At 54.2% G+C, this 23,613-nt stretch carries 22 protein-coding genes, 1 tRNA gene and 1 pseudogene; 1 reads left to right on the forward strand and 23 read right to left on the reverse strand.

All coding sequences use genetic code 11. The features are described from left to right. Positions 1 to 72 precede the first annotated feature (72 nt). From ACLJRE_RS12260 to nnr, 22 genes and pseudogenes are all read right to left on the reverse strand, one after another. Positions 73 to 1,695, reverse strand: a complete 1,623-nt coding sequence (locus tag ACLJRE_RS12260; RefSeq protein WP_000118970.1) for an isovaleryl-CoA dehydrogenase — start codon at positions 1,693 to 1,695, stop codon at positions 73 to 75. Positions 1,696 to 1,779: 84 nt separating this feature from the next. Continuing rightward, positions 1,780 to 2,943, reverse strand: coding sequence for a glutathionylspermidine synthase family protein (locus ACLJRE_RS12265; protein WP_023212821.1), 1,164 nt, complete (start codon positions 2,941 to 2,943; stop codon positions 1,780 to 1,782). 2 nt (positions 2,944 to 2,945) lie between these two features. Beyond that, positions 2,946 to 3,584, reverse strand: a complete 639-nt coding sequence (locus ACLJRE_RS12270; protein ID WP_023212822.1) for a DUF1190 domain-containing protein — start codon at positions 3,582 to 3,584, stop codon at positions 2,946 to 2,948. Positions 3,585 to 3,593: 9 nt separating this feature from the next. Continuing rightward, entirely contained in the window at positions 3,594 to 3,992 is a 399-nt protein-coding gene (locus tag ACLJRE_RS12275; protein ID WP_023212823.1) for a DUF350 domain-containing protein, read from the reverse strand. 17 nt (positions 3,993 to 4,009) lie between these two features. Beyond that, positions 4,010 to 4,693 (reverse strand): YjfK family protein, encoded by a 684-nt coding sequence (locus tag ACLJRE_RS12280; RefSeq protein WP_023212824.1) that lies wholly within the window; start codon positions 4,691 to 4,693, stop codon positions 4,010 to 4,012. A 114-nt stretch (positions 4,694 to 4,807) separates the two neighbouring features. Beyond that, positions 4,808 to 4,909: pseudogene (locus ACLJRE_RS12285) on the reverse strand (hypothetical protein); the annotation flags it as partial. Beyond that, positions 4,909 to 5,607, reverse strand: coding sequence for a PspA/IM30 family protein (locus tag ACLJRE_RS12290; protein WP_023212825.1), 699 nt, complete (start codon positions 5,605 to 5,607; stop codon positions 4,909 to 4,911). The gene ACLJRE_RS12290 and the pseudogene ACLJRE_RS12285, both read right to left, overlap by 1 nt. A gap of 14 nt (positions 5,608 to 5,621) precedes the next feature. Further along, entirely contained in the window at positions 5,622 to 6,026 is a 405-nt protein-coding gene (locus tag ACLJRE_RS12295; RefSeq protein ID WP_023212826.1) for a YjfI family protein, read from the reverse strand. 131 nt (positions 6,027 to 6,157) lie between these two features. After that, complete coding sequence (gene rlmB, locus ACLJRE_RS12300; protein ID WP_023212827.1) at positions 6,158 to 6,889, reverse strand: 23S rRNA (guanosine(2251)-2'-O)-methyltransferase RlmB; 732 nt, start codon at positions 6,887 to 6,889, stop codon at positions 6,158 to 6,160. Positions 6,890 to 6,979: 90 nt separating this feature from the next. After that, positions 6,980 to 9,418, reverse strand: coding sequence for a ribonuclease R (rnr, locus tag ACLJRE_RS12305; RefSeq protein WP_000076357.1), 2,439 nt, complete (start codon positions 9,416 to 9,418; stop codon positions 6,980 to 6,982). 37 nt (positions 9,419 to 9,455) lie between these two features. Continuing rightward, positions 9,456 to 9,881: a nitric oxide-sensing transcriptional repressor NsrR gene (gene nsrR, locus ACLJRE_RS12310; RefSeq protein ID WP_001177632.1), complete on the reverse strand. Its 426-nt coding sequence runs from the start codon at positions 9,879 to 9,881 to the stop codon at positions 9,456 to 9,458. 219 nt (positions 9,882 to 10,100) lie between these two features. Beyond that, positions 10,101 to 11,399: an adenylosuccinate synthase gene (purA, locus tag ACLJRE_RS12315; protein ID WP_000527972.1), complete on the reverse strand. Its 1,299-nt coding sequence runs from the start codon at positions 11,397 to 11,399 to the stop codon at positions 10,101 to 10,103. Between the two features lie 102 nt (positions 11,400 to 11,501). Continuing rightward, positions 11,502 to 11,699: a DUF2065 domain-containing protein gene (locus tag ACLJRE_RS12320; protein ID WP_001089290.1), complete on the reverse strand. Its 198-nt coding sequence runs from the start codon at positions 11,697 to 11,699 to the stop codon at positions 11,502 to 11,504. 78 nt (positions 11,700 to 11,777) lie between these two features. After that, positions 11,778 to 12,782: a protease modulator HflC gene (gene hflC, locus ACLJRE_RS12325; RefSeq protein WP_001232417.1), complete on the reverse strand. Its 1,005-nt coding sequence runs from the start codon at positions 12,780 to 12,782 to the stop codon at positions 11,778 to 11,780. A gap of 2 nt (positions 12,783 to 12,784) precedes the next feature. Next, a complete protein-coding gene (gene hflK, locus ACLJRE_RS12330) occupies positions 12,785 to 14,044 on the reverse strand; it encodes an FtsH protease activity modulator HflK (RefSeq protein WP_000312505.1) in 1,260 nt (419 codons plus the stop codon). A gap of 214 nt (positions 14,045 to 14,258) precedes the next feature. Next, a complete protein-coding gene (gene hflX / locus ACLJRE_RS12335) occupies positions 14,259 to 15,539 on the reverse strand; it encodes a ribosome rescue GTPase HflX (RefSeq protein WP_000460338.1) in 1,281 nt (426 codons plus the stop codon). A 71-nt stretch (positions 15,540 to 15,610) separates the two neighbouring features. Further along, positions 15,611 to 15,919: an RNA chaperone Hfq gene (hfq, locus tag ACLJRE_RS12340; RefSeq protein ID WP_001051875.1), complete on the reverse strand. Its 309-nt coding sequence runs from the start codon at positions 15,917 to 15,919 to the stop codon at positions 15,611 to 15,613. 82 nt (positions 15,920 to 16,001) lie between these two features. After that, complete coding sequence (gene miaA / locus ACLJRE_RS12345) at positions 16,002 to 16,952, reverse strand: tRNA (adenosine(37)-N6)-dimethylallyltransferase MiaA (RefSeq protein ID WP_001000734.1); 951 nt, start codon at positions 16,950 to 16,952, stop codon at positions 16,002 to 16,004. Continuing rightward, positions 16,945 to 18,801, reverse strand: coding sequence for a DNA mismatch repair endonuclease MutL (gene mutL / locus ACLJRE_RS12350; protein ID WP_001122562.1), 1,857 nt, complete (start codon positions 18,799 to 18,801; stop codon positions 16,945 to 16,947). Before mutL ends, miaA begins: the two co-directional genes overlap by 8 nt. A 9-nt stretch (positions 18,802 to 18,810) precedes the next feature. Next, entirely contained in the window at positions 18,811 to 20,133 is a 1,323-nt protein-coding gene (gene amiB, locus ACLJRE_RS12355) for an N-acetylmuramoyl-L-alanine amidase AmiB (RefSeq protein WP_000640356.1), read from the reverse strand. 16 nt (positions 20,134 to 20,149) lie between these two features. Continuing rightward, the gene (gene tsaE / locus ACLJRE_RS12360) at positions 20,150 to 20,611 is read right to left on the reverse strand and encodes a tRNA (adenosine(37)-N6)-threonylcarbamoyltransferase complex ATPase subunit type 1 TsaE (protein ID WP_000981984.1); all 462 of its coding nucleotides are present in this window, start codon (positions 20,609 to 20,611) and stop codon (positions 20,150 to 20,152) included. After that, a complete protein-coding gene (gene nnr, locus ACLJRE_RS12365; protein WP_000968674.1) occupies positions 20,583 to 22,130 on the reverse strand; it encodes a bifunctional ADP-dependent NAD(P)H-hydrate dehydratase/NAD(P)H-hydrate epimerase in 1,548 nt (515 codons plus the stop codon). The genes tsaE and nnr overlap by 29 nt, the downstream gene beginning before the upstream one ends. On the opposite strand from nnr, the gene queG reads away from it, so the two are divergent. Beyond that, the gene (queG, locus tag ACLJRE_RS12370) at positions 22,129 to 23,268 is read left to right on the forward strand and encodes a tRNA epoxyqueuosine(34) reductase QueG (RefSeq protein ID WP_001670426.1); all 1,140 of its coding nucleotides are present in this window, start codon (positions 22,129 to 22,131) and stop codon (positions 23,266 to 23,268) included. The two genes, nnr and queG, sit on opposite strands and share 2 nt — an antisense overlap. A 269-nt stretch (positions 23,269 to 23,537) precedes the next feature. On the opposite strand, the gene ACLJRE_RS12375 is transcribed toward queG, so the two are convergent. Beyond that, positions 23,538 to 23,613 (reverse strand) — tRNA-Gly (locus tag ACLJRE_RS12375).

Raw genomic sequence — 23,613 nt, forward strand, 5'->3', positions numbered from 1 at the left:
CGTGGCTCGTGCCGGATGGCGACGTCAGCGTCTTATCCGGCCTGAAGGATGGCATGTACCACAGGCCAAACGTTACCGCAGTCCCCCGGTCGCCCTTAACAGTAAATCATTTTGCACCTGGGCAGACAGCGGCATTTCGCCGCGTGTATCCAGCATCATCTGACACCACGCTTGCGCCAGCGGCGGCGAGGCATGACGCAGCATTTCCGCTCCGCATCCCAGCAAAAAAAGCTGCTGCGTAATCTCTCTGCCCATTGCTTCGTCCGGTTTGCGTAAACGTTGCTGTAGCTGACGTACCGCGCGGTCGTAATGGCGATCCTGACCTTTGACTTCCGCAAAAGCTTCACTCAATACGTCATAGACGCCGTGTTGTTTTGTCAGCACCCGCAGTACATCCAGACACATGATATTGCCGGAACCTTCCCAGATACTGTTCACCGGCATTTCACGGTACAGGCGCGGGAGTTCGCTCTCTTCGCAATACCCCATCCCGCCGAGAACCTCCATCGCCTCAGCCACAAAAGGGATTCCCTGCTTACAGATGGCGAATTTCGCCGCTGGCGTGAATAATCGCGCCCATAATGCCTCTTTCGCCTCGCGGCGTTGCTCCCAGGCGCGCGCCAGCCGAAACAAAAGCGCCGTCTGCCCCTCCAGGCATAGCGCCATACGACTTAAGGTTTGTCGCATCAACGGTTGTTCGATCAGCGGCTTACCAAAAGCCTGACGCTGATGAGCATGGTAAATCGCGACTGAAAATGCGCGCCGCATTAAGCCATGACTCCCGAGCGCGCAGTCAAGACGCGTCATACCGCCCATCTTTAAGATATGCCGAATCCCGTCGCCCTCTTCTCCCAGCCGCCAGCCGACGGCATCCTGAAACTCGACTTCGGCGCTGGCATTAGACCGATTACCGAGTTTATCTTTCAGGCGTTCAAGACGAACAGAGTTCCGTTGCCCGTCTGGCAGGAAACGCGGCACAAAGAAACAGGATAATCCTCCTTTTGCCTGCGCCAGCACGAGGTGCGCATCACTTTGCGGCACAGAGAAAAACCATTTATGTCCCACCAGCCGATATGAATCATCCGCCAGCCGCTCCGCGTGGGTCGTATTACTGAGTACGTCCGATCCGCCCTGCTTTTCCGTCATTCCCATGCCGATAAGCAGGCCCCGTTTTTGCCCGCCCGGCAGCAAATGCGAATCGTAGCGATCGCTGCGCAGCGGCACCAGCCAGTCATGGAAAGTGGCGGGAAGCATCTGCAATAGCAACGGTGTCGCGGCAAAGGTCATCGTGACAGGACAGAGTGTTCCCGCTTCTACCTGAGCATGTAATACAAAACGCGCCGCCCGGGCGACAAAACTTCCCGCCCTTGCCTCCTCCTCCCAGGCCAGGTTATGTACCCGATTAGCGCAAAGCCCCTGCATCAACAGGTGCCAGGCGGGATGAAAGCGAACGTCATCCAGGCGCTGTCCCTGGGGATCGTAACGCAGCAACTCAGGAGGATGCGCGTTCGCCAGACGACCCAGTTCCAGTGATTCCGCCGTTCCCAGTTGTTGGCCAATGCTGGCGAGAAGATCGCTATCCCATCCCGCTCCTTCCCGGGAAACCGCTTCACACAGCGCGCCATCAGACAGGAATAAGTTACTGTTATTGAGCGGAGCTGGTTGATTAAAAACGGTATGTGTTTGCCAGGACATGGTGTCTCCCTCCTTCAATGGCGCTGAAGTCAAGTATGGTCATGACTGCGCCATTGACGCCGGAGCAAGATCACAAAAGTATGATTAACCGGCAATATAATGTGGGACGAAACGGGAAGTGTCTTTGGTAATCAGCGTATTGTCCTCGCGAATCCCCATTCCGGAGGCTTCATCGTCAATGATCCAACTGCCAATCAGCGTATAGCTATCGCCAAAGCGCGGCAAAGGCTGAAACGCCTGGTAAATCATCGGCTCGTCAGCGTAGTCGCCGTCGGCATGATCGATAACATTTTGCCGCTCGTCGAAAATCGTGACGTTGCCGCCTTCACGTGAATAAATCGGCTTCCGTACGCTGCTTTCGCCTGGCGCTGCGAGCGATTTTTCGCCCTCAAACCAGGCCGGTAGCAGATTCGGATGGCCAGGGAAAAAGCGCCACAATAACGGCAACAGCCCTTTGTTACTCAGAATACTTTTCCACAATGGCTCAATCCATTGCTCACGCCGTTTTCGCAGTAGCGGGCCGTTGTCATCGCGCATCATCCATTCCAGCGGGTAGAGCTTAAAGGCGCGGCGAATCACGTTATCGTCCAGATCGGTCAGCACGCCGCCTACGCCAAGCCCCAGTTCTTCAATATAGATAAATCGCGTTTCCTGGCCCGCCTGCTGCGCGCAATCCTGAAGGTACAGCACCGTCGTACGATCTTCGTCGGTATCTTCACAACAGCAAAAGTAGAGCGGTTCCCGACTGTACAGCTCGCTGAAGCGGGCGATCAGCCGCTCCTGTATCGCGTTGTATTGATCGGCATCACGCGGAATGGCGCCGCTACAACGAGCATCCTCCAGCCATAGCCATTGAAAGTAGGAGGATTCATAGAGCGATGTCGGCGTATCCGCGTTGTATTCCAGCAATTTAACCGGATCTTTGCCGCACCAGACGAAATCCATCCGTCCGTAAAGCGAAGGATCGCGGCTGCGCCAACTTTCGGCGATGACATCCCAGTACAATGGCGGGATCGCCAACTGCTGCATGATCTGCTCATCCCGGACGGCCCGCTCGACAATCTCCAGACACATCTGATGAAGCTCTGCGGTCGGTTTTTCGATCTGTTCTTCAATTTGCCGTAATGTAAAACGGTAGGCCCGGCTTTCATCCCAGTAAATTTCGTTATCGATAACATGAAAGTCAAAACCGTGATCGCAGGCGATCTTATCCAGATCCCGGCGTACCGGTACGTTATGTCGTAGCATGGTTAGCCTCCCCAGTGCCCGCGGGCGCTGGAAGAACGGCCATAGCCGCCGCGGGAGACGGTGGACGCTTTCCGTGTGATATAACCAGGGCTGGTCGCGGTATCGCTTTTCCCGGTACCGCTGCGCCACGCATAATCGCCGGACGTGGTGCGCCAGACGGGACGGGAGGCGTAGGATGAACCGCCGCTGCTATAGATGTATTGTTCGTCACGGTTTTGACGAATCGCGCGGCTGAGCAAAAAGCCGCTTAATACCGGAACCCAACTCCGATCGGTGCTATCAAAGTAGCAATCGCCAAACTGCGACTGACAGCTCTCCTGCGTCAATTGCTTAGGCACATTCGCGTAAAATTCTGTTTTCGCATTATTCCAGCCGTCAGCGCAAACGCTGGCACTATTGCCATCGTCAATACAGTCGTTCACCGTGGCGTAAAACGTCCCATCGCCGTCGTTGTCACTATTGCCGCCATCACCGCACCCTTTCAGGAGAAAAAAGGCCGCTCCGCCCATAATCGCCAGCGTCAGGCATTTTGGCGTGTAGCGATTTCGTTGCCGCTCAAAGGGATTAACCGGTTCGGCTATCCGTCTTATTGCCGAATGGCCTACGCCGGATGTTCTTCTGGATTTTCGTTTTTTTGCCATGATCTTCCGTTACCATGTCATACAGGCAGCGTTAAAAATACCGCCAGCCAGCGCTGCGGTTCCCATAAATAGCCCCGCCGCCACGTTGTGATGAATAATTTTTTCGCTCAGCGTAGGCATGTATAACCTTACGCAGCCATAAATCAGCAGTTGAATCACCAGCGCAATGCCGCCCCAGGCAAAATAGTCCGGGATGCTGACCGAGTTTATCGCCGCGCTGGATAAGGGGATGACATAGCCCAGCAACGTACCGCTAAAGGCCAGCGATGCCGCAGTATTGTTATTTTTTATCAACTGCCATTCATTATGCGGCGTTATCTTTGAGTAAATAAAAAGAAATGCGATGACCATTGCCGCGCCAATAAAAAAATAGGCGCCGAAAGCCAGTAATGCGTCCAGTATATGCATAATTGTCCTGTATGTGCTTAACTAATAACCGTCAGTGAGGTGAGCGGGATATCCACGCCGAGCGCGCGCGAAAACACCCATTCAGGCTCACCGCGTTCGTTAAATGATTCTTCCCCGTTCAATAGAAGATACTCCCAGGCGTCATCCGTCACCTGGCGCTGGAAGCCCATCGTAAAATTGTGAACGTCCCATTTCTCTGCCTGCTGATTTTCAACCTTTTCCAGCATGTAGACAGGTTCAATATTGCCCGGCTCTTCATGGTTAAAAAAGCGCTGCCAGCGCCGTTCTTGCCAATTGAGCGTCATCGGCCCTATTGCCGCTGGCGCAATGGCTGAACGCCAGTGACGTTCCTCGTTAATACCGAAACTTTCCTCATATACAAAGAGTTTGATGTCATCAATGTCGTCAACATCCGTGCCGCCAGTGGTGTTAATTTGTAGAAACTCATCGCCAGAGGTGTAGTAGCGAAAAATCTGACTGCCGCCGCCTAAATCTATGCGACTCACTGCCGCGACAGTGTATTTTTCACCCGGTAGCGCCACCAGCAACGACGACTCCAGTAGCCGGAATGCCAGCGTATCCAGCGTGAAACCGGCGTTAAGATGTAATCCTAATGGTCCGCGAATCGGCGCTGGCGCGCTTGTTTTACCGAGCAAACGCTGAAAAAATTGCATCATAGGGGAACCTCTATCTCTTGCCATGCGACCTCTTCAGCCAGAATGCGATTGTCGTTAGGCATAATGCCATTTGAGATCGCGCATTCATGTGCCGTCTCGTATGAAAGCGACGAAGCTCAGCACGGTAGCGCGCTACCGATAGCAAAGCAGATACTGCCCGATAAACAGGCCCAGCAAAGCGGGCCAGGTCAGTCTGGACAAATGACGCTGGCAGGTTTTGACAATCCACGTAAAGAGCATTATTCGCCTTGTTGACGCTGTAAACGCGCCAACACATCCTGAGCATTGCTTTTATTGGTTGCGCCAATACCGGCCTGCGCCAGTTTTTCATCCAGATCGCGTCCATCGGCGACTTTTTCCAGCTGCGCGGCGGCATCCAGCCGGGCCTGGCGTTCAGCCTGACGCATTTGTAAACGTTTAAGCGACTCCGCCGCCGTAGACACATTCGACGCGGCTCCGACGGTCGAGGTCGTCACCGCCTGCTGCGCGCGCTGCATGGCTTCTGTCGCCTTAACCACTTCAAGTTGCTGCTCAAACTGCGCAATCCGCTGGCCTGTTGCCGTTACGGCCTTCTCCACCGCATCGCGAGAGGCTTCCAGATTAGTCAGCACCTGTTCTTCGGCAAGAATGGTATTTTCCAGACGGGCTATCTCTTCCGCCACTTCGTTGAGTAAAGCGGCGTCGACATTCTTACTCATTGCCGCCAACGCCCGTGTTTCAAGGCTGGCTTTACGCTCACGTAAATCATTCAGCTTGTCATGGCTTAGGTTCACCCGCGCCAATAAATCCACTCTGGATTTACCCGCTTTATCCAGCTCGGCTTTTGCGTCGCGAATATGCTGCTCCAGCATACGTACACCCTGTGCTTCATCAATGGCTTCTTCTGCCTGAGCAACGAATGATTTACCTAACGTGAACAAACTTTTTAAAATTCCCATGTAAGCCGCCTGTATTATTCCTGTGAATAGACTTGTGTTATTTCAGCGATATCCAACGCATTTTCTACAAGCGTGGTGATTTCCAGCGTCACGTCGGCAAGCGACGAATTTAACGACAGCGCGCCAAAAGCGACATAATATTCCTCCTGTTTTACCTGGGTAATACCGACCGAAGACAGCGGTAAAACCTTCTGATTTCTCAATAAGAAAAGATTAAATTCCGCTGTATCTCTAATCGTATTTACCGGACAGATATAAGTCTCGATAACTATTTGTTGCGAGGTAAATAAAACCGCCAGTGGTAAATCGCCATAATCATTCATTTTTATTATTAATGAAGATTCATTATTTTCTATATCAATATTTAATTCAGCGATGTTGTTTAATGCATCCGCCAGCGTCCGTGGAGCCCATGCCATATTATTATCTCTATCTCTTTTTTATAAAAAAAGGAAATTACAGGGTAGGTTTTGTTTTATATATTACCAGCCAAAGATAAAAAAAAACCATCCGATTATGGATGGTTTTTTCTTAAAAAATACTATTAGCGTCAGGTGCGCTGGCGAACGGCTTCAAACAGACAAATCCCGGTCGCAACAGAGACATTCAGCGACGACACGCTACCGGCCATAGGAATGCTGATCAGCTCATCGCAGTGCTCACGGGTCAGACGACGCATACCTTCACCTTCTGCGCCCATGACCAGCGCCATGCGGCCAGGCATTTTGCTCTGATACAGCGTATGGTCAGCCTCGCCCGCCGTTCCGACAATCCAGATATTCTCTTCCTGCAACATGCGCATCGTGCGCGCCAGGTTGGTGACGCGGATCAATGGCACGCTTTCTGCTGCGCCGCAGGCGACTTTCTTCGCCGTCGCGTTAAGTTGCGCGGAGCGGTCTTTCGGCACGATTACCGCATGTACGCCAGCGGCATCGGCGCTGCGCAGACAGGCGCCAAGATTATGCGGATCGGTGACGCCATCGAGGATCAACAAAAAGGGGCGATCGTGTAATGCGATCAGATCCGGCAGATCGTTTTCCTGATACTGCCGGCCTGGCTTCACGCGAGCGATAATGCCCTGATGCACGGCACCGTCGCTTTTCTCGTCGAGATATTGGCGGTTTGCCAGCTGGATAACCACGCCCTGGGACTCAAGGGCGTGAATCAGCGGCAACAGACGTTTATCTTCACGGCCTTTTAAAATAAAGACTTCCTGAAAACGTTCAGGGACGCGCTCCAGCAGGGCCTGCACTGCGTGGATGCCGTAAATCATTTCGCTCATTAATGTACTCATTGTTTACGTTTTGCCGGGGGCGCTACGCTTGCCCGGCCTACAGATAATTCACTCTCTTCTGTTTGAAGAGGGTATTGCTCACTCTGCCGCTTTTTTCTTCGCCGCACGCTTCGCTTTGGTCGCTGCGGCTATTTTCTGCGTTTTAGCCGATGGCTTTTTTGCTTTTCTCGCGTCTTTTTTCGCTGCTTTCGGCTTCGCTTTTTTCTCGCCGCGGAAGGCGCTATCAGGCTCGAAGTTAACTTTTTTACCTACCTGACGACGTTTACCGGCGTTTTTACTTTCACCTTTTTTCGCTTTTTCACGCGCCGTTTTGCCGACGTTACGCGGTGCGCGCTCGCTGGAGATCAGGCTAAAGTCAATTTTCCGTTCGTCCATATTCACCGCTTCGACGCGTACCTCGACCCGGTCGCCCAGGCGATATGTCTGCCCGCCGGACTCGCCAATCAGGCGTTGCCCTACCTGATCGAAACGATAGTAATCGTTATCCAGTGAGGAAACGTGTACCAGCCCATCGATAAACAGTTCATCAAGACGGACAAAGAAGCCGAAACCGGTGACACTGGCAATCACGCCCTTAAAGACGTTGCCTACCTGATCCAGCATAAAGTCACATTTCAGCCAGTCGGAGACATCACGCGTCGCTTCATCAGCGCGGCGTTCCGCCATCGAACAGTGTTGGCCGAGCTGCAACATCTCTTCCATCGAGTAGTGATAACCGCCCGTTTCTGTGGTGTTGCCCTTGTTCCCTTGCTCTTTCGCCAACAGGTACTTAATGGCGCGGTGCAAAGAAAGATCCGGATAGCGGCGAATCGGCGAGGTAAAGTGCGCATAAGACTGCAACGCCAGGCCAAAGTGCCCGCGGTTTTCCGGATCGTAAATCGCCTGCTTCATTGAACGCAGCAGCATAGTTTGCAGCATTTCGGCGTCCGGCCGGTCGGCAATCGATTCAAGCAGTTCGGCATAATCGCGCGGTTCCGGTTTATTTCCGCCCGGCAGCTCCAACCCCAGCTCCGCCAGTACGGAGCGGAATGAGGTGATCGCTTCGGTGGTGGGCTTATCATGAATACGGAATAGCGCCGGCTCTTTAGCTTTTTCGACAAAGCGCGCCGCCGAGATATTCGCCATGATCATGCACTCTTCGATAAGCTTATGCGCGTCATTACGCTGGGTCTGTTCGATACGCTCAATGCGACGTTCGGCGTTAAAGATAAACTTCGCCTCTTCGCTCTCAAACGAGATCCCCCCGCGCTCTTCACGCGCTTTATCCAGCACTTTGTAGAGGTTGTGCAGCTCTTCAATATGCTTCACCAGCGGCGCATATTGTTCACGCAGATCCTGATCGCCCTGCAGCATATGCCAGACTTTGGTATAGGTCAGACGCGCATGGGAGCTCATCACCGCTTCATAGAATTTGTAGCCGGTCAGCCGACCTTTCGCCGAGATGGTCATTTCACAGACCATACACAGCCTGTCAACCTGCGGGTTTAGCGAACACAGGCCGTTGGAGAGCACCTCCGGCAACATTGGGACAACCTGTGACGGGAAGTAAACCGACGTGCCGCGATTGCGCGCCTCGCGATCCAACGGCGTTGGCGGCCGTACATAATAGCTCACGTCAGCAATAGCGACCCACAAACGCCAGCCGCCGCCGCGTTTTTTCTCACAGTAAACCGCGTCGTCAAAGTCACGGGCATCTTCGCCATCAATCGTGACCAGCGGCAAATCGCGCAGATCGACACGACCGACTTTCGCCTCTTCCGGCACCTCTTCTTTCAGCCCGGCGACCTGCTGCTCTACCGCCTGCGGCCAGATGTAAGGTATTTCATGGGTACGCAGCGCCATATCAACCGCCATACCGGTGCCCATATTGTCGCCCAGCACTTCGACGATTTTCCCTACCGCTTTAGTACGGCGAGTTGGACGTTGGGTCAGTTCAACCACGACCACGAACCCCATCCGCGCGCCCATGACGTCTTCTGGCGGGATAAGAATGTCGAAGCTGAGACGGCTGTCGTCCGGCACTACAAAGCCGACGCCCGCATCGGTGAAATAACGCCCGACTATCTGACTGGTTTTCGGTACCAGTACACGGACGATACGCGCTTCGCGGCGACCTTTACGATCGGCGCCCAGCGGCTGCGCCAGCACCTGATCGCCATGAATACAGGTTTTCATTTGCTCGCTGGAAAGATACAGATCGTCTTTGCGGCCTTCGACACGTAAGAAACCGTAACCATCACGATGACCGATCACGGTGCCTTTCAGCAGGTCGAGGCGTTCCGGCAGCGCATAGCACTGGCGGCGGGTAAAGACCAGTTGTCCGTCGCGCTCCATCGCGCGCAGGCGGCGACGCAAGGCTTCAAGCTGCTCTTCGCCTTCAATATTCAGTTCTACGGCCAGTTCTTCGCGACTGGCCGGTTTTTCACGTTTCGTTAAATGTTCGAGGATAAATTCCCGGCTCGGGATAGGATTCGCGTATTTTTCTGCTTCGCGTTCCTGGAAAGGATCTTGTGACATTGAGGTTCCTCCATTGTCATCTCTAATGAAGTTTACTTCACTCCACCAGTAATAATTTATAAAGCGGTTGATTCTCTTCAACCAAATCGGCAAGCGTGTAGTTATCCAGCTCCTTGAGAAAACTCTGCACGGCCTTAGAAAGCGCCTGTTTCAGACGACAGGCAGGGGTGATGTGGCAAAATTCGCTGCTACAGTTGACCAGTGATAAGGGTTCCAGCTCACGCACCACATCGCCAATACAAATAGTATTAGCCGGTTTACCCAGGCGGATACCGCCATTTTTTCCCCGAACGGCGGTGACAAAGCCCGCCCGGCTAAGCTGATTGATAATTTTGACCATATGATTACGGGACACGCCGTAGACTTCTGTCACCTCAGAAATGCTGGTCATTCGTCCATCTGGTAACGACGCCATATAGATTAGCGCACGTAAGCCGTAATCGGTGAAACTCGTTAACTGCACATCAACCTCAGGAAAAGGGAAAACGGGATATAACTTATCTGTATTGATGATAAACCAGCCACCTGTCAGGCTGCTAATTTATTTCGGTTCAGGAAGGAAAAAAGCGGGGAACAATGACGCATTTGAACCGAAGGGTGATGCAAAGCATCTTATCCGGCTATCAAATGCGTACTCATCATAGACCCGGTAAGCGTAGCGTTACCGGGCATCATCCATCAATTACGCGTCGAACGGATCGCGCAGAATCATCGTCTCAGTACGATCGGGGCCGGTAGAAATAATATCAATCGGCACGCCGGTCAGTTCTTCGATACGCTTGATGTAGTTCAGTGCCGCCTGCGGCAGACCGCTACGATCTTTCACGCCGAAGGTGGATTCAGACCAGCCCGGCATGGTTTCGTAAATCGGCTCTACACCTTTCCAGTCGTCAGCTGCCAGCGGAGTGGTAGTCACTTCGCGACCATCCGGCATACGATAAGCCACGCAGAGTTTCACCTCTTTCAGGCCATCCAGCACGTCCAGTTTGGTCAGGCAGAAGCCAGACAGGGAGTTCAGCTGTACCGCACGACGAACGGCAACGGTGTCCAGCCAGCCGGTACGACGACGACGGCCGGTAGTGGCGCCATATTCGTTACCCTGCTTGCAGAGGAACTCGCCGGTTTCATCAAACAGTTCGGTCGGGAACGGACCTGCACCTACACGAGTGGAGTAAGCTTTGAGGATACCCAGAACGTAATCAACATAACGCGGGCCCAGGCCGGAACCGGTCGCCACGCCACCTGCAGTGGTGTTAGAAGAAGTTACGTACGGATAAGTACCGTGGTCGATATCCAGCAGGGTACCCTGCGCACCTTCAAACATGACGAAATCGCCACGCTGACGCGCCTGGTCGAGCAGGTCTGAAACGTCAACAACCATAGAAGTCAGGATGTCGGCAACAGCCATCGTATCATCCAGAACTTTCTGGTAATCAACCGCTTCAGCTTTGTAGTAGTTAACCAACTGGAAGTTGTGATATTCCATCACTTCTTTCAGTTTTTCAGCGAAGGTTTCTTTGTCGAAAAGGTCACCAACACGCAGACCGCGACGTGCCACTTTATCTTCATAAGCAGGCCCGATTCCACGACCGGTGGTGCCGATCGCTTTCGCGCCACGCGCTTTCTCACGCGCGTTATCCAGCGCAACGTGATAATCAAGGATCAGCGGACAGGCTTCAGACAGCAGCAGACGCTCACGAACGGGGATGCCACGGTCTTCCAGTTCTTTCATCTCTTTCATCAGCGCGCTCGGAGACAGCACAACACCGTTACCGATGATGCTGGTTACATTCTCGCGAAGAATACCTGATGGAATAAGATGGAGAACGGTTTTTTCACCGTTGATTACGAGAGTATGGCCTGCGTTGTGACCGCCCTGGTAGCGTACAACATATTTAGCCCGTTCAGTCAGAAGATCGACGATCTTTCCTTTACCTTCGTCACCCCATTGGGTGCCCAGTACGACGACGTTGTTACCCATTTTTCAAAATCACCGTTTGCTTAAAAATGGATTCTACCATCGCTTTTTCAGATATACAGCACTTTTTGCACTCAACATGCGGCAAATCCGACCACTTTTTGCTCAGCCAATCGTTTTCCTCAACATGTAGTAGACCACAACTCCCGCGACCACAAGTCCGCCGCCAAAACGACGTAAAACATTTTCCGGCAGTTGCGCCAGTGCCGAAACCATTTTTTTCCATGCGCCGGGATACAGCATCGGTCCCAGCCCTTCGAGGACTAATACCAGAGCAAGCGCCAACCAGATTGTTGAATTCATTTATCGCCCTTATAAAAGAAAACCACCGGCATCCTTTGGATGCGGTGGTTTTGCTGGTCTAAAACCGCTGACGCTATTTTAGCGTGTCGTCGAACTCGGTGTCTTCATGTAGCGGAAGAAATCGCTGTCCGGGCTCAGTACCATCACGTCCTGATTACCTTCGAAGCTCTTCTCGTAAGCGCGCAGACTACGAATGAACGCGTAGAAATCAGGGTCCTGACTGAACGCGTCGGCAAACAGCTTCGCGGCTTCAGCATCACCTTCACCACGCATGATACGCCCCTGACGCTCGGCTTCCGCCAGAGTTTTCGTCACCTCATAGTCAGCAGCCGCACGCAGTTTTTCCGCTTCTTCCTGACCTTGTGAACGATGACGGCGCGCGACCGCTTCACGCTCGGCGCGCATACGGTTGTAAATCGCCTCAGAAACCTCGGTCGGCAGGTTGATCTGCTTAATACGCACATCGACCACTTCGATACCCAACGCCGCCATACTGTTCGGGTTGATGACCGGTACTTTACCTTTGGTTTCCGCCGTGACGCGTTCCGCCGCTTCGGCAATCGCGTCATCCGCCGCCGGGGTCGCCACTTCATCATCGGTACCGGCTGAACCGGAGTTCAGCGCGTCGCGCACTTCCAGAGTCAGACGACCACGAGAATCGGTCACGATGTCTTTTACGTCCAGGCGACCAATCTCAGAACGCAAACGGTCCGAGAATTTACGTTTTAACAGCACTTCGGCTTGCGAAATATCGCCGCCGCCGGTCGCCAGATAGTAACGGCTAAAGTCGCTGATACGCCATTTGATGTAGGAGTCGACAATCAGGTCTTTCTTCTCTTTAGTCACAAAGCGATCGGCCTGGTTATCCATCGTCTGGATACGCGCATCAAGCATTTTCACTGATTCAATAAACGGGATCTTAAAGTGCAGACCCGGCGCGTAAACCAGCGGTTTGTTCTCATCGTCACGCAGAACTTTACCAAAACGCAGCGTAATGCCACGCTCGCCCTCTTTGACCACAAAGACGGACATGTAGAGCACTACCAGCACGATGATGATAATCGCAATAACTGACTTACGCATCGTTATTCCCCCTGACGCTGGTAGTCGTTACGCTGCGCATTCGCGCGGCGTTGGTCCATAATATCGCCCTGATTTGAGGACGACGTGTTGCTTGCTCCGCTGGCGTTAGACTTTGTGGACGGCGGCAGGCGCAGCAGGTTGCTGGCGCTATTGTCGCTCTTTGCCGCCGGCGCATTCCCGCCTTTCAGCATCTGATCTAACGGCAGCACCATTAAATTACCGCTCTTGTCGTTAACCAGTACTTTACGGGTATGGCTCAGCACTTTTTCCATCGTTTCAATATACAGACGCTCGCGTGTAATCTGCGGCGCGGCTTTATATTCCGGCAAAATCTTCGCAAACCGGGCGACTTCACCCTGCGCTTCCAGGATAGTCTGGGTTTTATAGGCGCGTGCCTCTTCCAGAATACGCTGCGCCTGACCGTTGGCGCGCGGCTGAACTTCGTTGGTATACGCTTCCGCTTCACGAATGTACTGCTGCTCGTTTTCACGTGCGGCAATCGCGTCGTCAAAGGCGGCTTTCACCTCTTCCGGCGGACGCGCAGCCTGGAAGTTCACGTCCAGCAGGGTAATCCCCATGTTGTACGGTTTGATAGTCTCTTCCAGCTCGCGTTGGGTATCGCTACGAATAACGGTACGACCTTCGGTCAGGATGCGATCCATCGTGTATTTACCAATGACGCCACGCAGCGCGCTGTCGGTGGCCTGACGCAGGCTATCGTCCGGGCTGGTCACGCTAAACAGATATTTCTGCGGATCGGTGACGCGGTATTGCACGTTCATTTCAACGCGCACGACGTTTTCATCAGACGTCAGCATCACGCCTGACGCCGCCAGTTCGCGCACCGCTTCGACGTTCACCGGCGTGACGTCGTCAATAAATGTCGGCTTCCAGTTCAGACCTGGCTCTACCAGATGGCTGAATTTACCAAAACGCGTCACAACGCCGCGCTCGGCTTCTTTAATGGTATAAAAACCGCTGGCCGCCCAGATAATGACTACTGCCGCCGCGGCGATGGCGACAATACGGCCTCCCAGTTGCGGACGCGGGCCTTGCGATGAGCTACCGCCGCCGGAACCGGTGCCTTTACCGCCCCCAAAACCACCGAGTTTTTTACTCAGCTTACGGAAGATATCATCCAGATCGGGAGGTCCCTGATCGCGGCCACCTTTGTTTCCATTTCCCCCAGAGTTGCTGCCAGGTTTGCTGCTTCCCCACGGGTCGCGGTCCTGTCCGTTATTACCGGGCTGATTCCACGCCATGTTTGTGCTCCATATTTGTTATGCGGTGATCCCCGTTGTCTTTCGACCTCAGAGGATAAGGCGAAATTACTCCATGCTTCAGACGAACCGCCGTTACAGACATCATCTTTCAGACTGCGTCCTGAGTGGCGGCTTTTTTACCCCAGGTCACTTCGTTGTGAGCTCCTGAAATTCTCTCAGCTACCGCTTCAATACGACCTGAATGACTTCGCGTCTAGATCACGTATTCGATCAACGCCGGTTCTTGTTTACAGAGGCGACGCCAGTCGACAATCGGCATTCGTACCTGCAGACTGACGCTACCGTCTTCCTCCATCCACTCTTTTTCTATTGCCTGAAGCTGATAAAACCGGCTTCTCAGACGCCCTTCCTGCGGCGGCAAACGCAGCGTATGCTGCGCCACCTCGCCGGAAAGACGCTCCGTCAAAGCCTGAAAAAGCTGTGGTATTCCCACGCCGCTTTGCGCTGAAAGCCAAACGCGGATGGGTTTATTCTCTTCATCTCTGTCGATACGCGGTTCAAAGTCGTCCAGCATATCGATTTTGTTCATCACCATTAAGGTGGGGATTTCGTGAGCGTCAATCTCTTCAAGAACGGTGTTTACCGCCTCGATGTTTTCCTGCACACGAACATCCGCCGCATCGACCACATGCAGCAGCAGCGTCGCCTGACGCGTCTCCTGCAGGGTAGCTTTAAAGGCAGCCACCAGATCGTGCGGTAAATGGCGGATAAAGCCTACCGTATCCGCCAGAACGGTTTCACCGACATCCGCTACATCAATACGACGTAACGTGGGGTCCAGCGTCGCAAATAGCTGATCTGCCGCATAGACCCGCGCTTCAGTGATCTGATTAAAAAGGGTGGATTTTCCGGCGTTGGTATAGCCCACCAGCGATACCGTCGGAACGTCGGCCTTGATGCGCGACTGCCGCCCCTGCTCACGTTGCTTCTCAACTTTCTCCAGGCGCGACTGAATCTGCACAATGCGATTACGCAGTAAACGACGGTCGGTTTCGAGCTGGGTTTCACCCGGACCGCGCAAACCAATCCCGCCTTTCTGACGTTCAAGGTGGGTCCAGCCACGCACCAGACGCGTAGCCAGATGGCGTAGCTGCGCCAGCTCAACCTGCAACTTACCTTCATGGGTACGCGCACGTTGGGCAAAAATATCTAAGATAAGACCGGTGCGATCGATAACCCGGCACTCGCACAAACGCTCCAGGTTTCGCTCCTGGGCTGGACTCAATGCATGATCAAACAATACGACCGCTGCGCCAGTCGCTTTCACGGCTTCCGCAATTTCAACTGCCTTACCTTCACCTACAAAGTACTTCGGGTGCGGTGCTTTACGGCTACCGGTAATCACCTGCATTGCTTCGACACCGGCGGAAGAGACCAGAGATTCAAACTCCTGGAGGTCTTCCATATCTTTGTCTTGCGAAAAATAGATGTGTACCAGTACCGCCTGCTCACCGGCATCATAACGGTCAAACAAGCGTAAACCCTCTTAATAACCAGCGGGGGCGATTATCCGACGCCCCCGACATGGATAAACAGCGCGTGAACTTATTCAGTCTCTTCGCTGTCCTGTTGCGCAGTAGAACCCTGCGCGTTGCTACCGTGATGGTAGTTATTGCTGGCGCCGCCACCGGCATTGTTGCTGTGATGGGAAACCGGGCGAGACGGGACAACAGTAGAAATCGCGTGCTTATAAACCATCTGGCTGACCGTGTTTTTCAACAGGATCACGAACTGATCAAAGGACTCGATTTGACCTTGCAGCTTAATACCATTCACCAAATAAATAGAAACTGGAACACGTTCCCGACGCAATGCGTTCAGGAACGGATCTTGTAAAGATTGCCCCTTAGCCATTCTCTTTTCCTTATATGCTTATTTGTACTTTGAACCTTTCGATTCTGAAAAATTGCGCACGATACGTCTCAATTGTACACATTCAGTCTGCGATAGCACCAACAACCTGTAATACTTCTTTTCGCGCCCGATCGGGATTCTCACTGTCAAGCCAGCGCACCCCTTCCCAACCGCGCAACCAGGTCATCTGGCGCTTCGCCAACTGTCTCGTGGCGCAAACACCTCTATAAACCATTTCATCATATGAGATTTCGCCCTCAATGTATGACCACATCTGGCGGTATCCCACACAACGGATGGAAGGCAAGTCCGTATGCAAATCTCCTCGGGCAAAAAGCGCCCGGACTTCTGCTTCAAAACCTGAAGCCAACATCTGATGAAAACGCAGTTCAATGCGCTGATGGAGCAGTTCACGGCTCGCCGGGGCGATAGCGAACTGATGCACCTGGTACGGTAGCGCGTCTCCTGACGTTTGCGTTAGCTCCGTTAAAGTTTTACCCGAAATGAAAAAAACTTCCAGTGCCCGGGAAAGTCTTTGCGGATCATTTGGATGAATTCGCGCGGCGGCAACCGGATCTATCTCCTGAAGTTGCTGATGCAACGCCTCCCATCCAAGCTCCGCTGCTTGCTGCTCTATCCGGGATCTGACTTCCGGATCTGCTGAAGGCAGCGGCGATAACCCTTCCAGCAATGCCTTAAAATACAGCATGGTACCGCCCACTAACAGCGGGATACGCCCCGCAGCGGTGATCTCCGCCATTTGCGCTAACGCGTCGCGGCGAAAATCCGCCGCCGAATACGCCTGCGACGGGTCGCGTATATCCAGCAGTCGATGCGGCGCCGCTTTCAGCTCATCGGCATTCGGCTTAGCCGTGCCAATATCCATTCCCCGATAAATGAGGGCGGAATCAACGCTTATCAACTCTACTGGCAAAACTTTACGCAGTTCTATCGCCAGCGCCGTTTTGCCGGAGGCCGTCGGCCCCATCAAAAATATCGCCTTAGGCAGGCTCGCCTTACTTACATCATTCATGCTTCAGGGCGTTCATCGCCGAATGTAAATCAACAGGTTGTAACAGGCCACCCGGCGGCGCTTTTACCAGCTGCGGACATAGCCGCTCAACATCCGCCAGCAGCGATATGGCCTGCGCCATTGACCACTGCGGATGTTCGCTCTGCACATTACGCGCTATCCATTGTGCAATATTGACCGTTGCAAATGTGGTCTGTTGCGCCAGGTAGCCTATCAGTTCAGGAATCAAGATTTGTAAATTTTGTTGTCGTAAGGGTAAAGGCACCGCCCGAATGGTCACATGCTGCGCATCTGACTGAAATTCAATACCCAACTCTCCCAACAAAGATTGGGCTTGTTGCAGTGCGGCTTTTTCATCGGCGCTCACTTTTAAACGCAGCGGAATCAGCAACGGCTGCGCGCAAACCGGACTTTGACCCGGTGTAAGCTGCGCCTGACGCAGCCAACGCTCCGCAACCGGCAGCGACAAGAGCTGGATAGTCCCCGCGTGTTCCAGCAACGCGCAGTCACCGCCGACTATCGTCAGTACGCGACCAAAACTCTGGCTATGTCCGTCAAGCGCAGGCGCAACCGGCTCCGGCGCGGGGCTCGTCGTCGGCGTCTGTAAAAGCGCGCGATAAACCTCGCCCTGCTGCTTCTGATAACCTGGCTGCGCGTGCGGCCAACTACCTGCGGACTGACGCCCGCCGTTGCCGCCCGATGCGCCGCCGGAATAACGCGGTGTCGCGGACTCGCGCGCCGCAGTTGGCTCGGCGGGTACAGCAAAATGGTTGCGCCCGGCGGCGATACGGTTTTCCGGGACATGCCGCGGCGCTGGCGCAATCTCCTCCAGCGGCAGCGTCGTTTCCGTCTGCTGTTGCAGAACGCTCAGCACCCCTTGATAGATGAAGTCGTGCACCAGCCGGGATTGATGAAAACGCACTTCGTGCTTGGCGGGATGAACATTGACATCCACCTGATGCGGGTCAATCTCCAGATACAACACAAACGCAGGCTGTTGGTCCGCGCCCAGTTTATCTTCACAGGCCTGGCGAATGGCATGGTTGATCAAGCGGTCGCGCATCATGCGGCCATTCACATAGCAGTACTGGATCTCCGTTAACGCCGTGGTGGTGTGATTCGGATCGGCGACCCAACCGCGCAGGGTCAGATCGCCATGCTGCCACTCGATCGCCAGTGCCTGTTCGAGAAACGGCGTCCCGCAGATGGCGCCTAACCGGCGCTCTTTTTGCCCGTCCTTTGCGACAGCGCGATACTGCCGTACCAATTTGCCGTTGTGCGACAAGTTAAGCGTGACGTCAAAGCGGGCCAATGCAATACGACGGATGATTTCATCGATGTGATTAAATTCCGTTTTTTCGGTACGCATGAATTTGCGCCGGGCGGGCGTATTATAAAAGAGATCCAGAACTTCCAGGGTGGTGCCGACCGGGTGCGCGGCGGGTTTTACCGTCACGTCCATGTCGCGCCCTTCCGCATACGCCTGCCAGGCTTCCGCCTGCTCCGCCGTGCGCGACGTTAGCGTCAAACGCGAGACCGAACTGATACTGGCCAGCGCTTCGCCGCGAAATCCCAGACTGATAATCGCTTCCAGATCGTCAAGCGAGGCGATTTTACTGGTGGCATGACGGGCCAGCGCCAGCGCCAGCTCCTCTTTTTTAATGCCGCAGCCATTGTCACGAATACGAATAAGCTTCGCGCCGCCACGCTCGATGTCGATATCAACGCGGGTGGCACCTGCATCCAGACTATTCTCTACCAGCTCTTTAACAACCGACGCAGGGCGTTCCACCACTTCGCCAGCGGCGATTTGGTTCGCAAGCTGCGGCGGCAGAACCTGAATCGGCATGAAATCTCCTTAATTCGCGGCGGTTATGGCGCCAGGCTGGTTGGTACTGGCCGTCTGGCCTGGGCCGCCCTGCGGCGCAGACTGGATCGGATGCTCTGCAAAGTACTTACGCAACCCCCGGTATATAGCGTCAGCAATCTGCTGCTGATAGCGGTCGCTCGCCAGCAATCGCTCTTCGCCGTGATTACTGATAAAGCCCGTCTCCACCAAAATGGACGGGATATCCGGCGAACGCAACACGCCCAGGCTCGCGTGTTCCGGGCGACGTTTATGCAGCGACCCCACGCCGTCGAGTTGGCTTAGTACGTTCGTCGCCACATCATACCCTACCCGCTGCGAATGACCGAATTGCAAATCCAGTACCGCCTGGCTCAGGTAAGGGTCTGACTGACTGTTCGCCAGCACATCGCCAGCGCCGCCTAACAGTTCGGATTGCTTCTCATGCTGTTCAAGCCAGTTTGCCATTTCGCTGTTCGCGCGACGATTGGACAATACCCAGACGGAGGCGCCGGTGGCGTCGCGATTTGGCGCGGCATCCGCATGAATAGAGACAAGGAAGTTGGCGTTTTGCTTACGCGCCACGTCAGACCGCCCCATCACCGAAATAAAATAGTCGCCGTCACGCGTCAGCACGCCTTTAAACATCGGATCGTTATTCAGTAATGTGCGTAACTTACGCGCGATAGCGATGGTGACATTTTTCTCGCGCGTACCGCCCGGGCCTATTGCGCCGGGGTCCTGGCCTCCATGTCCGGCATCAATAGCAATCACCACTTTATCGCCAGCGCCTGCCGACGCGCGCGCCGCAGGCCGCGTAACGGTATTGCTGCTGGTTACGCCGGTCAGGCGATCATCAGAAGATTTAAACGGATTACGGGCCGGCTCCGTCGGGCGGGGCGCGCTTTCAACCCGTTTCGCGACGACAGGCGGTGGCGGCGGCGGCGGAACATCGGCATTAATGGTGAAAATGACCGTATAGTTGCCGCCGTTTTGCCGCTTCACAGCCTCGGTTTTACCATTTTCCGTCAGATCGACAAGCAACCGTAAAGATTGCGCATCTTTCGGCGTTCCGGCACGGATCGTTTTCACCAGATTGTTACCGCTAAACTGAAGCGGCAGCCCCTGAATCACGCCGGTCTGCCTGATATCCAGCGCCACGGTACGTTTACCGTCCTGTGAGTAAGCATATTCCGGCTCGCCGATAAAACTCAGCGTAATGCGCGCCTGCTGCTCGCCGTTGGACACCTGAATATCAGAGAGACTGGCGGCGCCCGCCTGCGCGCACAGCAGGATTAAGGCTGCTATTACGGCATTTTTGATGCGATAAATCATCCCGCCACCTTTATAGCTAATCGGCTAAACGCGCCAGTAACGAATGACCCGATGAGGATACCGCGCTTACGCGAGCCTCACGCCCCTGCGCCTGGTAATCAATATGGATTTCGACGTCCGGGTCGGGGAGAACGCCTTTACCTTGTTGCGGCCACTCCACCAGACAAATGGCGTCGTTGGCGAAATAATCGCGAATACCCATAAACTCCAGCTCCTCCGGGTCCGCAAGACGGTATAAGTCGAAGTGATATACCATCATGTTATCAAGCGCATAAGGCTCTACCAGCGTATAGGTGGGGCTTTTTACATTACCGTTATGGCCTAACGCCTGTAAAAATCCCCGGCTAAACGTCGTCTTACCGGCACCTAAATCGCCATACAGATAAATAACGGTCGCGCCATCGCAGGCGTTGGCTACCCGTTGCCCCAGGTCTAGCGTCGCCTGTTCGTCAGGTAGCGGAATTACTCGATTCATCATGGTTTACGTCAATCACATCAGGGTTAACAATACGCCGCAGCGTAGTAAAAAGATCGGTCGCCAACATGCCGCGAGCGCCATAACGCGCTGCCAGTAAGTCCGCCGCCGCGCCGTGAGCCACACATCCCACACATGCCGCATCATACGGGGTAAACTTCTGTCCGAGCAATGCGCCGATGATGCCGGACAGGACATCGCCCATTCCGCCGCTCGCCATCCCCGCATTACCAGCGTCAATGATAGCCAGAGGGTGGTGTTCAGCGGCGATAATCGTTCCTGCGCCTTTTAACACGACCACGCCTCCGTACCGTTTTACCAGACGCTGTGCTGAAAGTAAGCGATCACTTTCAATTTCTGCCACAGAACATCCTAACAGGCGGGCCGCCTCTCCCGGATGCGGCGTAATCACGCGATTGTGACGTTTATCAGGATTGATTGCCAGTAGGTTCAACGCATCCGCATCCCACAGCATAGGTTTACGGACGTTTTCTACTTTCTGTAAGGCTTTTTTGCCCCATTCCTGCTGCCCAAGCCCCGGGCCGATCACCACAACGTCAGCCCAGGCCAGGCTCTCTTCCAGCGACTGAGGCGTGAGTTCATGTACCATCAGTTCCGGGCGGGCCGTCAGCAACGGCGCGATGTTTTCACCGCGGGTCAGTACTCTGACCAACCCAGCCCCCGTACGCAGCGCCGCCTCGCCAGCCATCCGAATTGCGCCCGCTGTTCCCTGGTCGCCGCCGATAATCGCCAGACGACCATGATCGCCCTTATGCGAGGTCGGTCGACGCGGCGTTAACCATTGCCCCAACTGCGTCGCGTCAAAACGCCGGAGCGGCGGCGTCTGGCTCGCCAGCCAGCCTTCCAGTCCCAACGCGTCATAATGCAATATGCCGGTAACGTCACGCGCTTTGCCGGTCAGCAAGCCTGGTTTCAGGGCGATAAACGTGACCGTATGCGCGGCGCTTATCACCGCGCCAGGCGTGGCGCCCGTTTGCGCCAGCAGGCCTGACGGGATATCGACGGCGACAACCGGCGCAGGATGGGCGTTCGCCTGTTCAATCAGACCGGCTACCGGGTCGCGCGGCGCCTGGGCTATACCGGTGCCAAGCAGCGCGTCGATAATTAGATCCGTCGCTTCCGGCCAGATAATATCGGCAGCATGGATAATGCCGCCGGCATTCAGCCAGGCATCGCGCGCCTGCGCCGCTTCTTCAGGCAACGGTTTGTCGCTCTCCTGCGCCAGCAACGTTACGCTAATGCCCGCCGCTTGCGCTAGTCGCGCCACGACGTAACCATCGCCGCCGTTGTTGCCATGACCACACAACACCAGCCAGTGTCGGGTGTCAGGATAACTGTCACGGGCTACCCGAAATGCCGCGTCGCCAGCGCGCAGCATCAATTCATAGAGTGTGAGTCCGAAGGCATCCGCCGCATCGCGTTCCAGCCGTTTGATGTCATCGGCGGGCCAAATGGAGTGTGGTATACTTACAGGGTTTTTCTTCATGTTATGGTCCATCATGTCAAAGCCCCTCGATCTCAATCAGTTAGCGCAAAATATTAAGCAGTGGGGGCTGGAGCTGGGCTTTCAGCAGGTCGGTATTACTGATACCGATCTGCGCGCATCCGAACCTGCGCTGCAGGCGTGGCTGGACAAACAATACCACGGCGAGATGGCATGGATGGCGCGCCACGGTATGATGCGCGCCCGGCCTCATGAACTCTTACCCGGTACGCTACGTGTCATCAGCGTGCGCATGAACTATCTGCCCGCCAACGCCGCGTTTGCCAGTACGTTGAAGGATCCCACGCTGGGCTACGTTAGCCGATATGCGCTGGGGCGTGATTATCACAAGCTGTTACGCAGCCGCCTTAAAAAACTGGGCGAGCAGATCCAACAGTACTGCGGTTCGCTGAATTTTAGACCGTTTGTCGACTCTGCGCCTATTCTTGAACGCCCATTAGCGGAAAAAGCCGGACTTGGCTGGACGGGTAAGCACTCACTTATCCTTAATCGGGAGGCAGGCTCATTCTTTTTCCTGGGGGAATTGTTGATTGATTTACCGCTGCCGGTCGACCAGCCGGTCGAGGAAGGTTGCGGCAAATGCGTCGCCTGTATGACCATTTGCCCGACCGGGGCGATTGTCGAACCGTATACGGTGGACGCGCGGCGCTGTATTTCTTATCTCACCATTGAGCTGGAAGGCGCTATTCCGGAAGCATTTCGCCCACTGATAGGCAACCGTATTTACGGCTGCGATGACTGCCAGCTTATCTGTCCGTGGAATCGTTACTCTCAGTTGACCGACGAAGCAGATTTTAGCCCACGCAAGGCGCTGCATAACCCAGATTTGCTTGAGTTGTTTAGCTGGAGCGAAGCGCAGTTTCTGAAAGTCACTGAAGGTTCTGCGATTCGGCGCATTGGCCATTTACGCTGGCTGCGCAATGTTGCCGTCGCGCTGGGGAATGCGCCGTGGAGTAATGCCGTCATTACGGCGCTGGAAAGCCGCAAGGGTGAGCATCCACTTCTTGATGAGCATATCGAATGGGCGATTGCGCAACAAATTGAAAAGCGCAACGCCTGCATCATTGAAGTGCAGCTACCGAAAAAACAGCGTCTGGTCAGGGTGATTGAAAAAGGGCTGGTGCGCGATGCCTGAATTATTCACAGGCTGTGTATAAAAATAAAAACACATTGCGATTCAAGAGGGAAAAAAGGAACAGACAATAACGCTAACGTTTTGAAATCTTATTTTTTCTATACTTTTCAGTAAATTATAGAAATTCTACGCGTCAGGTATGATTTTTTGCATTCCAGGAGTAATGGGCCGTCCTGTGGATAAGTCTGTTTACAAGGATCTGACGAAAGCGGAACAAAACGTGCCCCAACGCGATATTCGTTGTGGATAATTTCACTGTAGATAAGAATTGGAGCGGGAAACGAGACTCGAACTCGCGACCCCGACCTTGGCAAGGTCGTGCTCTACCAACTGAGCTATTCCCGC

The sequence above is a fragment of the Salmonella sp. SAL04157 genome (assembly GCF_046551635.1).
Taxonomy (GTDB): Bacteria; Pseudomonadota; Gammaproteobacteria; order Enterobacterales; family Enterobacteriaceae; genus Salmonella; species Salmonella enterica.

Bases quoted from the DNA above. Each gene is read 5' to 3' on its own strand.
- ACLJRE_RS12290 (WP_023212825.1), bottom strand. From the start codon at position 5,607: ATGGGAATTTTAAAAAGTTTGTTCACGTTAGGTAAATCATTCGTTGCT.
- rnr (WP_000076357.1), bottom strand. From the start codon at position 9,418: ATGTCACAAGATCCTTTCCAGGAACGCGAAGCAGAAAAATACGCGAAT.
- hflC (WP_001232417.1), bottom strand. From the start codon at position 12,782: ATGCGTAAGTCAGTTATTGCGATTATCATCATCGTGCTGGTAGTGCTC.
- ACLJRE_RS12295 (WP_023212826.1), bottom strand. From the start codon at position 6,026: ATGGCATGGGCTCCACGGACGCTGGCGGATGCATTAAACAACATCGCT.
- rlmB (WP_023212827.1), bottom strand. From the start codon at position 6,889: ATGAGCGAAATGATTTACGGCATCCACGCAGTGCAGGCCCTGCTGGAG.
- amiB (WP_000640356.1), bottom strand. From the start codon at position 20,133: ATGATTTATCGCATCAAAAATGCCGTAATAGCAGCCTTAATCCTGCTG.
- ACLJRE_RS12265 (WP_023212821.1), bottom strand. From the start codon at position 2,943: ATGCTACGACATAACGTACCGGTACGCCGGGATCTGGATAAGATCGCC.
- ACLJRE_RS12320 (WP_001089290.1), bottom strand. From the start codon at position 11,699: ATGAATTCAACAATCTGGTTGGCGCTTGCTCTGGTATTAGTCCTCGAA.
- ACLJRE_RS12280 (WP_023212824.1), bottom strand. From the start codon at position 4,693: ATGGCAAGAGATAGAGGTTCCCCTATGATGCAATTTTTTCAGCGTTTG.
- hflK (WP_000312505.1), bottom strand. From the start codon at position 14,044: ATGGCGTGGAATCAGCCCGGTAATAACGGACAGGACCGCGACCCGTGG.
- ACLJRE_RS12275 (WP_023212823.1), bottom strand. From the start codon at position 3,992: ATGCATATACTGGACGCATTACTGGCTTTCGGCGCCTATTTTTTTATT.
- nnr (WP_000968674.1), bottom strand. From the start codon at position 22,130: ATGATGGACCATAACATGAAGAAAAACCCTGTAAGTATACCACACTCC.
- hfq (WP_001051875.1), bottom strand. From the start codon at position 15,919: ATGGCTAAGGGGCAATCTTTACAAGATCCGTTCCTGAACGCATTGCGT.
- tsaE (WP_000981984.1), bottom strand. From the start codon at position 20,611: ATGATGAATCGAGTAATTCCGCTACCTGACGAACAGGCGACGCTAGAC.
- miaA (WP_001000734.1), bottom strand. From the start codon at position 16,952: ATGAATGATGTAAGTAAGGCGAGCCTGCCTAAGGCGATATTTTTGATG.
- ACLJRE_RS12270 (WP_023212822.1), bottom strand. From the start codon at position 3,584: ATGGCAAAAAAACGAAAATCCAGAAGAACATCCGGCGTAGGCCATTCG.
- mutL (WP_001122562.1), bottom strand. From the start codon at position 18,801: ATGCCGATTCAGGTTCTGCCGCCGCAGCTTGCGAACCAAATCGCCGCT.
- queG (WP_001670426.1), top strand. From the start codon at position 22,129: ATGTCAAAGCCCCTCGATCTCAATCAGTTAGCGCAAAATATTAAGCAG.
- purA (WP_000527972.1), bottom strand. From the start codon at position 11,399: ATGGGTAACAACGTCGTCGTACTGGGCACCCAATGGGGTGACGAAGGT.
- ACLJRE_RS12260 (WP_000118970.1), bottom strand. From the start codon at position 1,695: ATGTCCTGGCAAACACATACCGTTTTTAATCAACCAGCTCCGCTCAAT.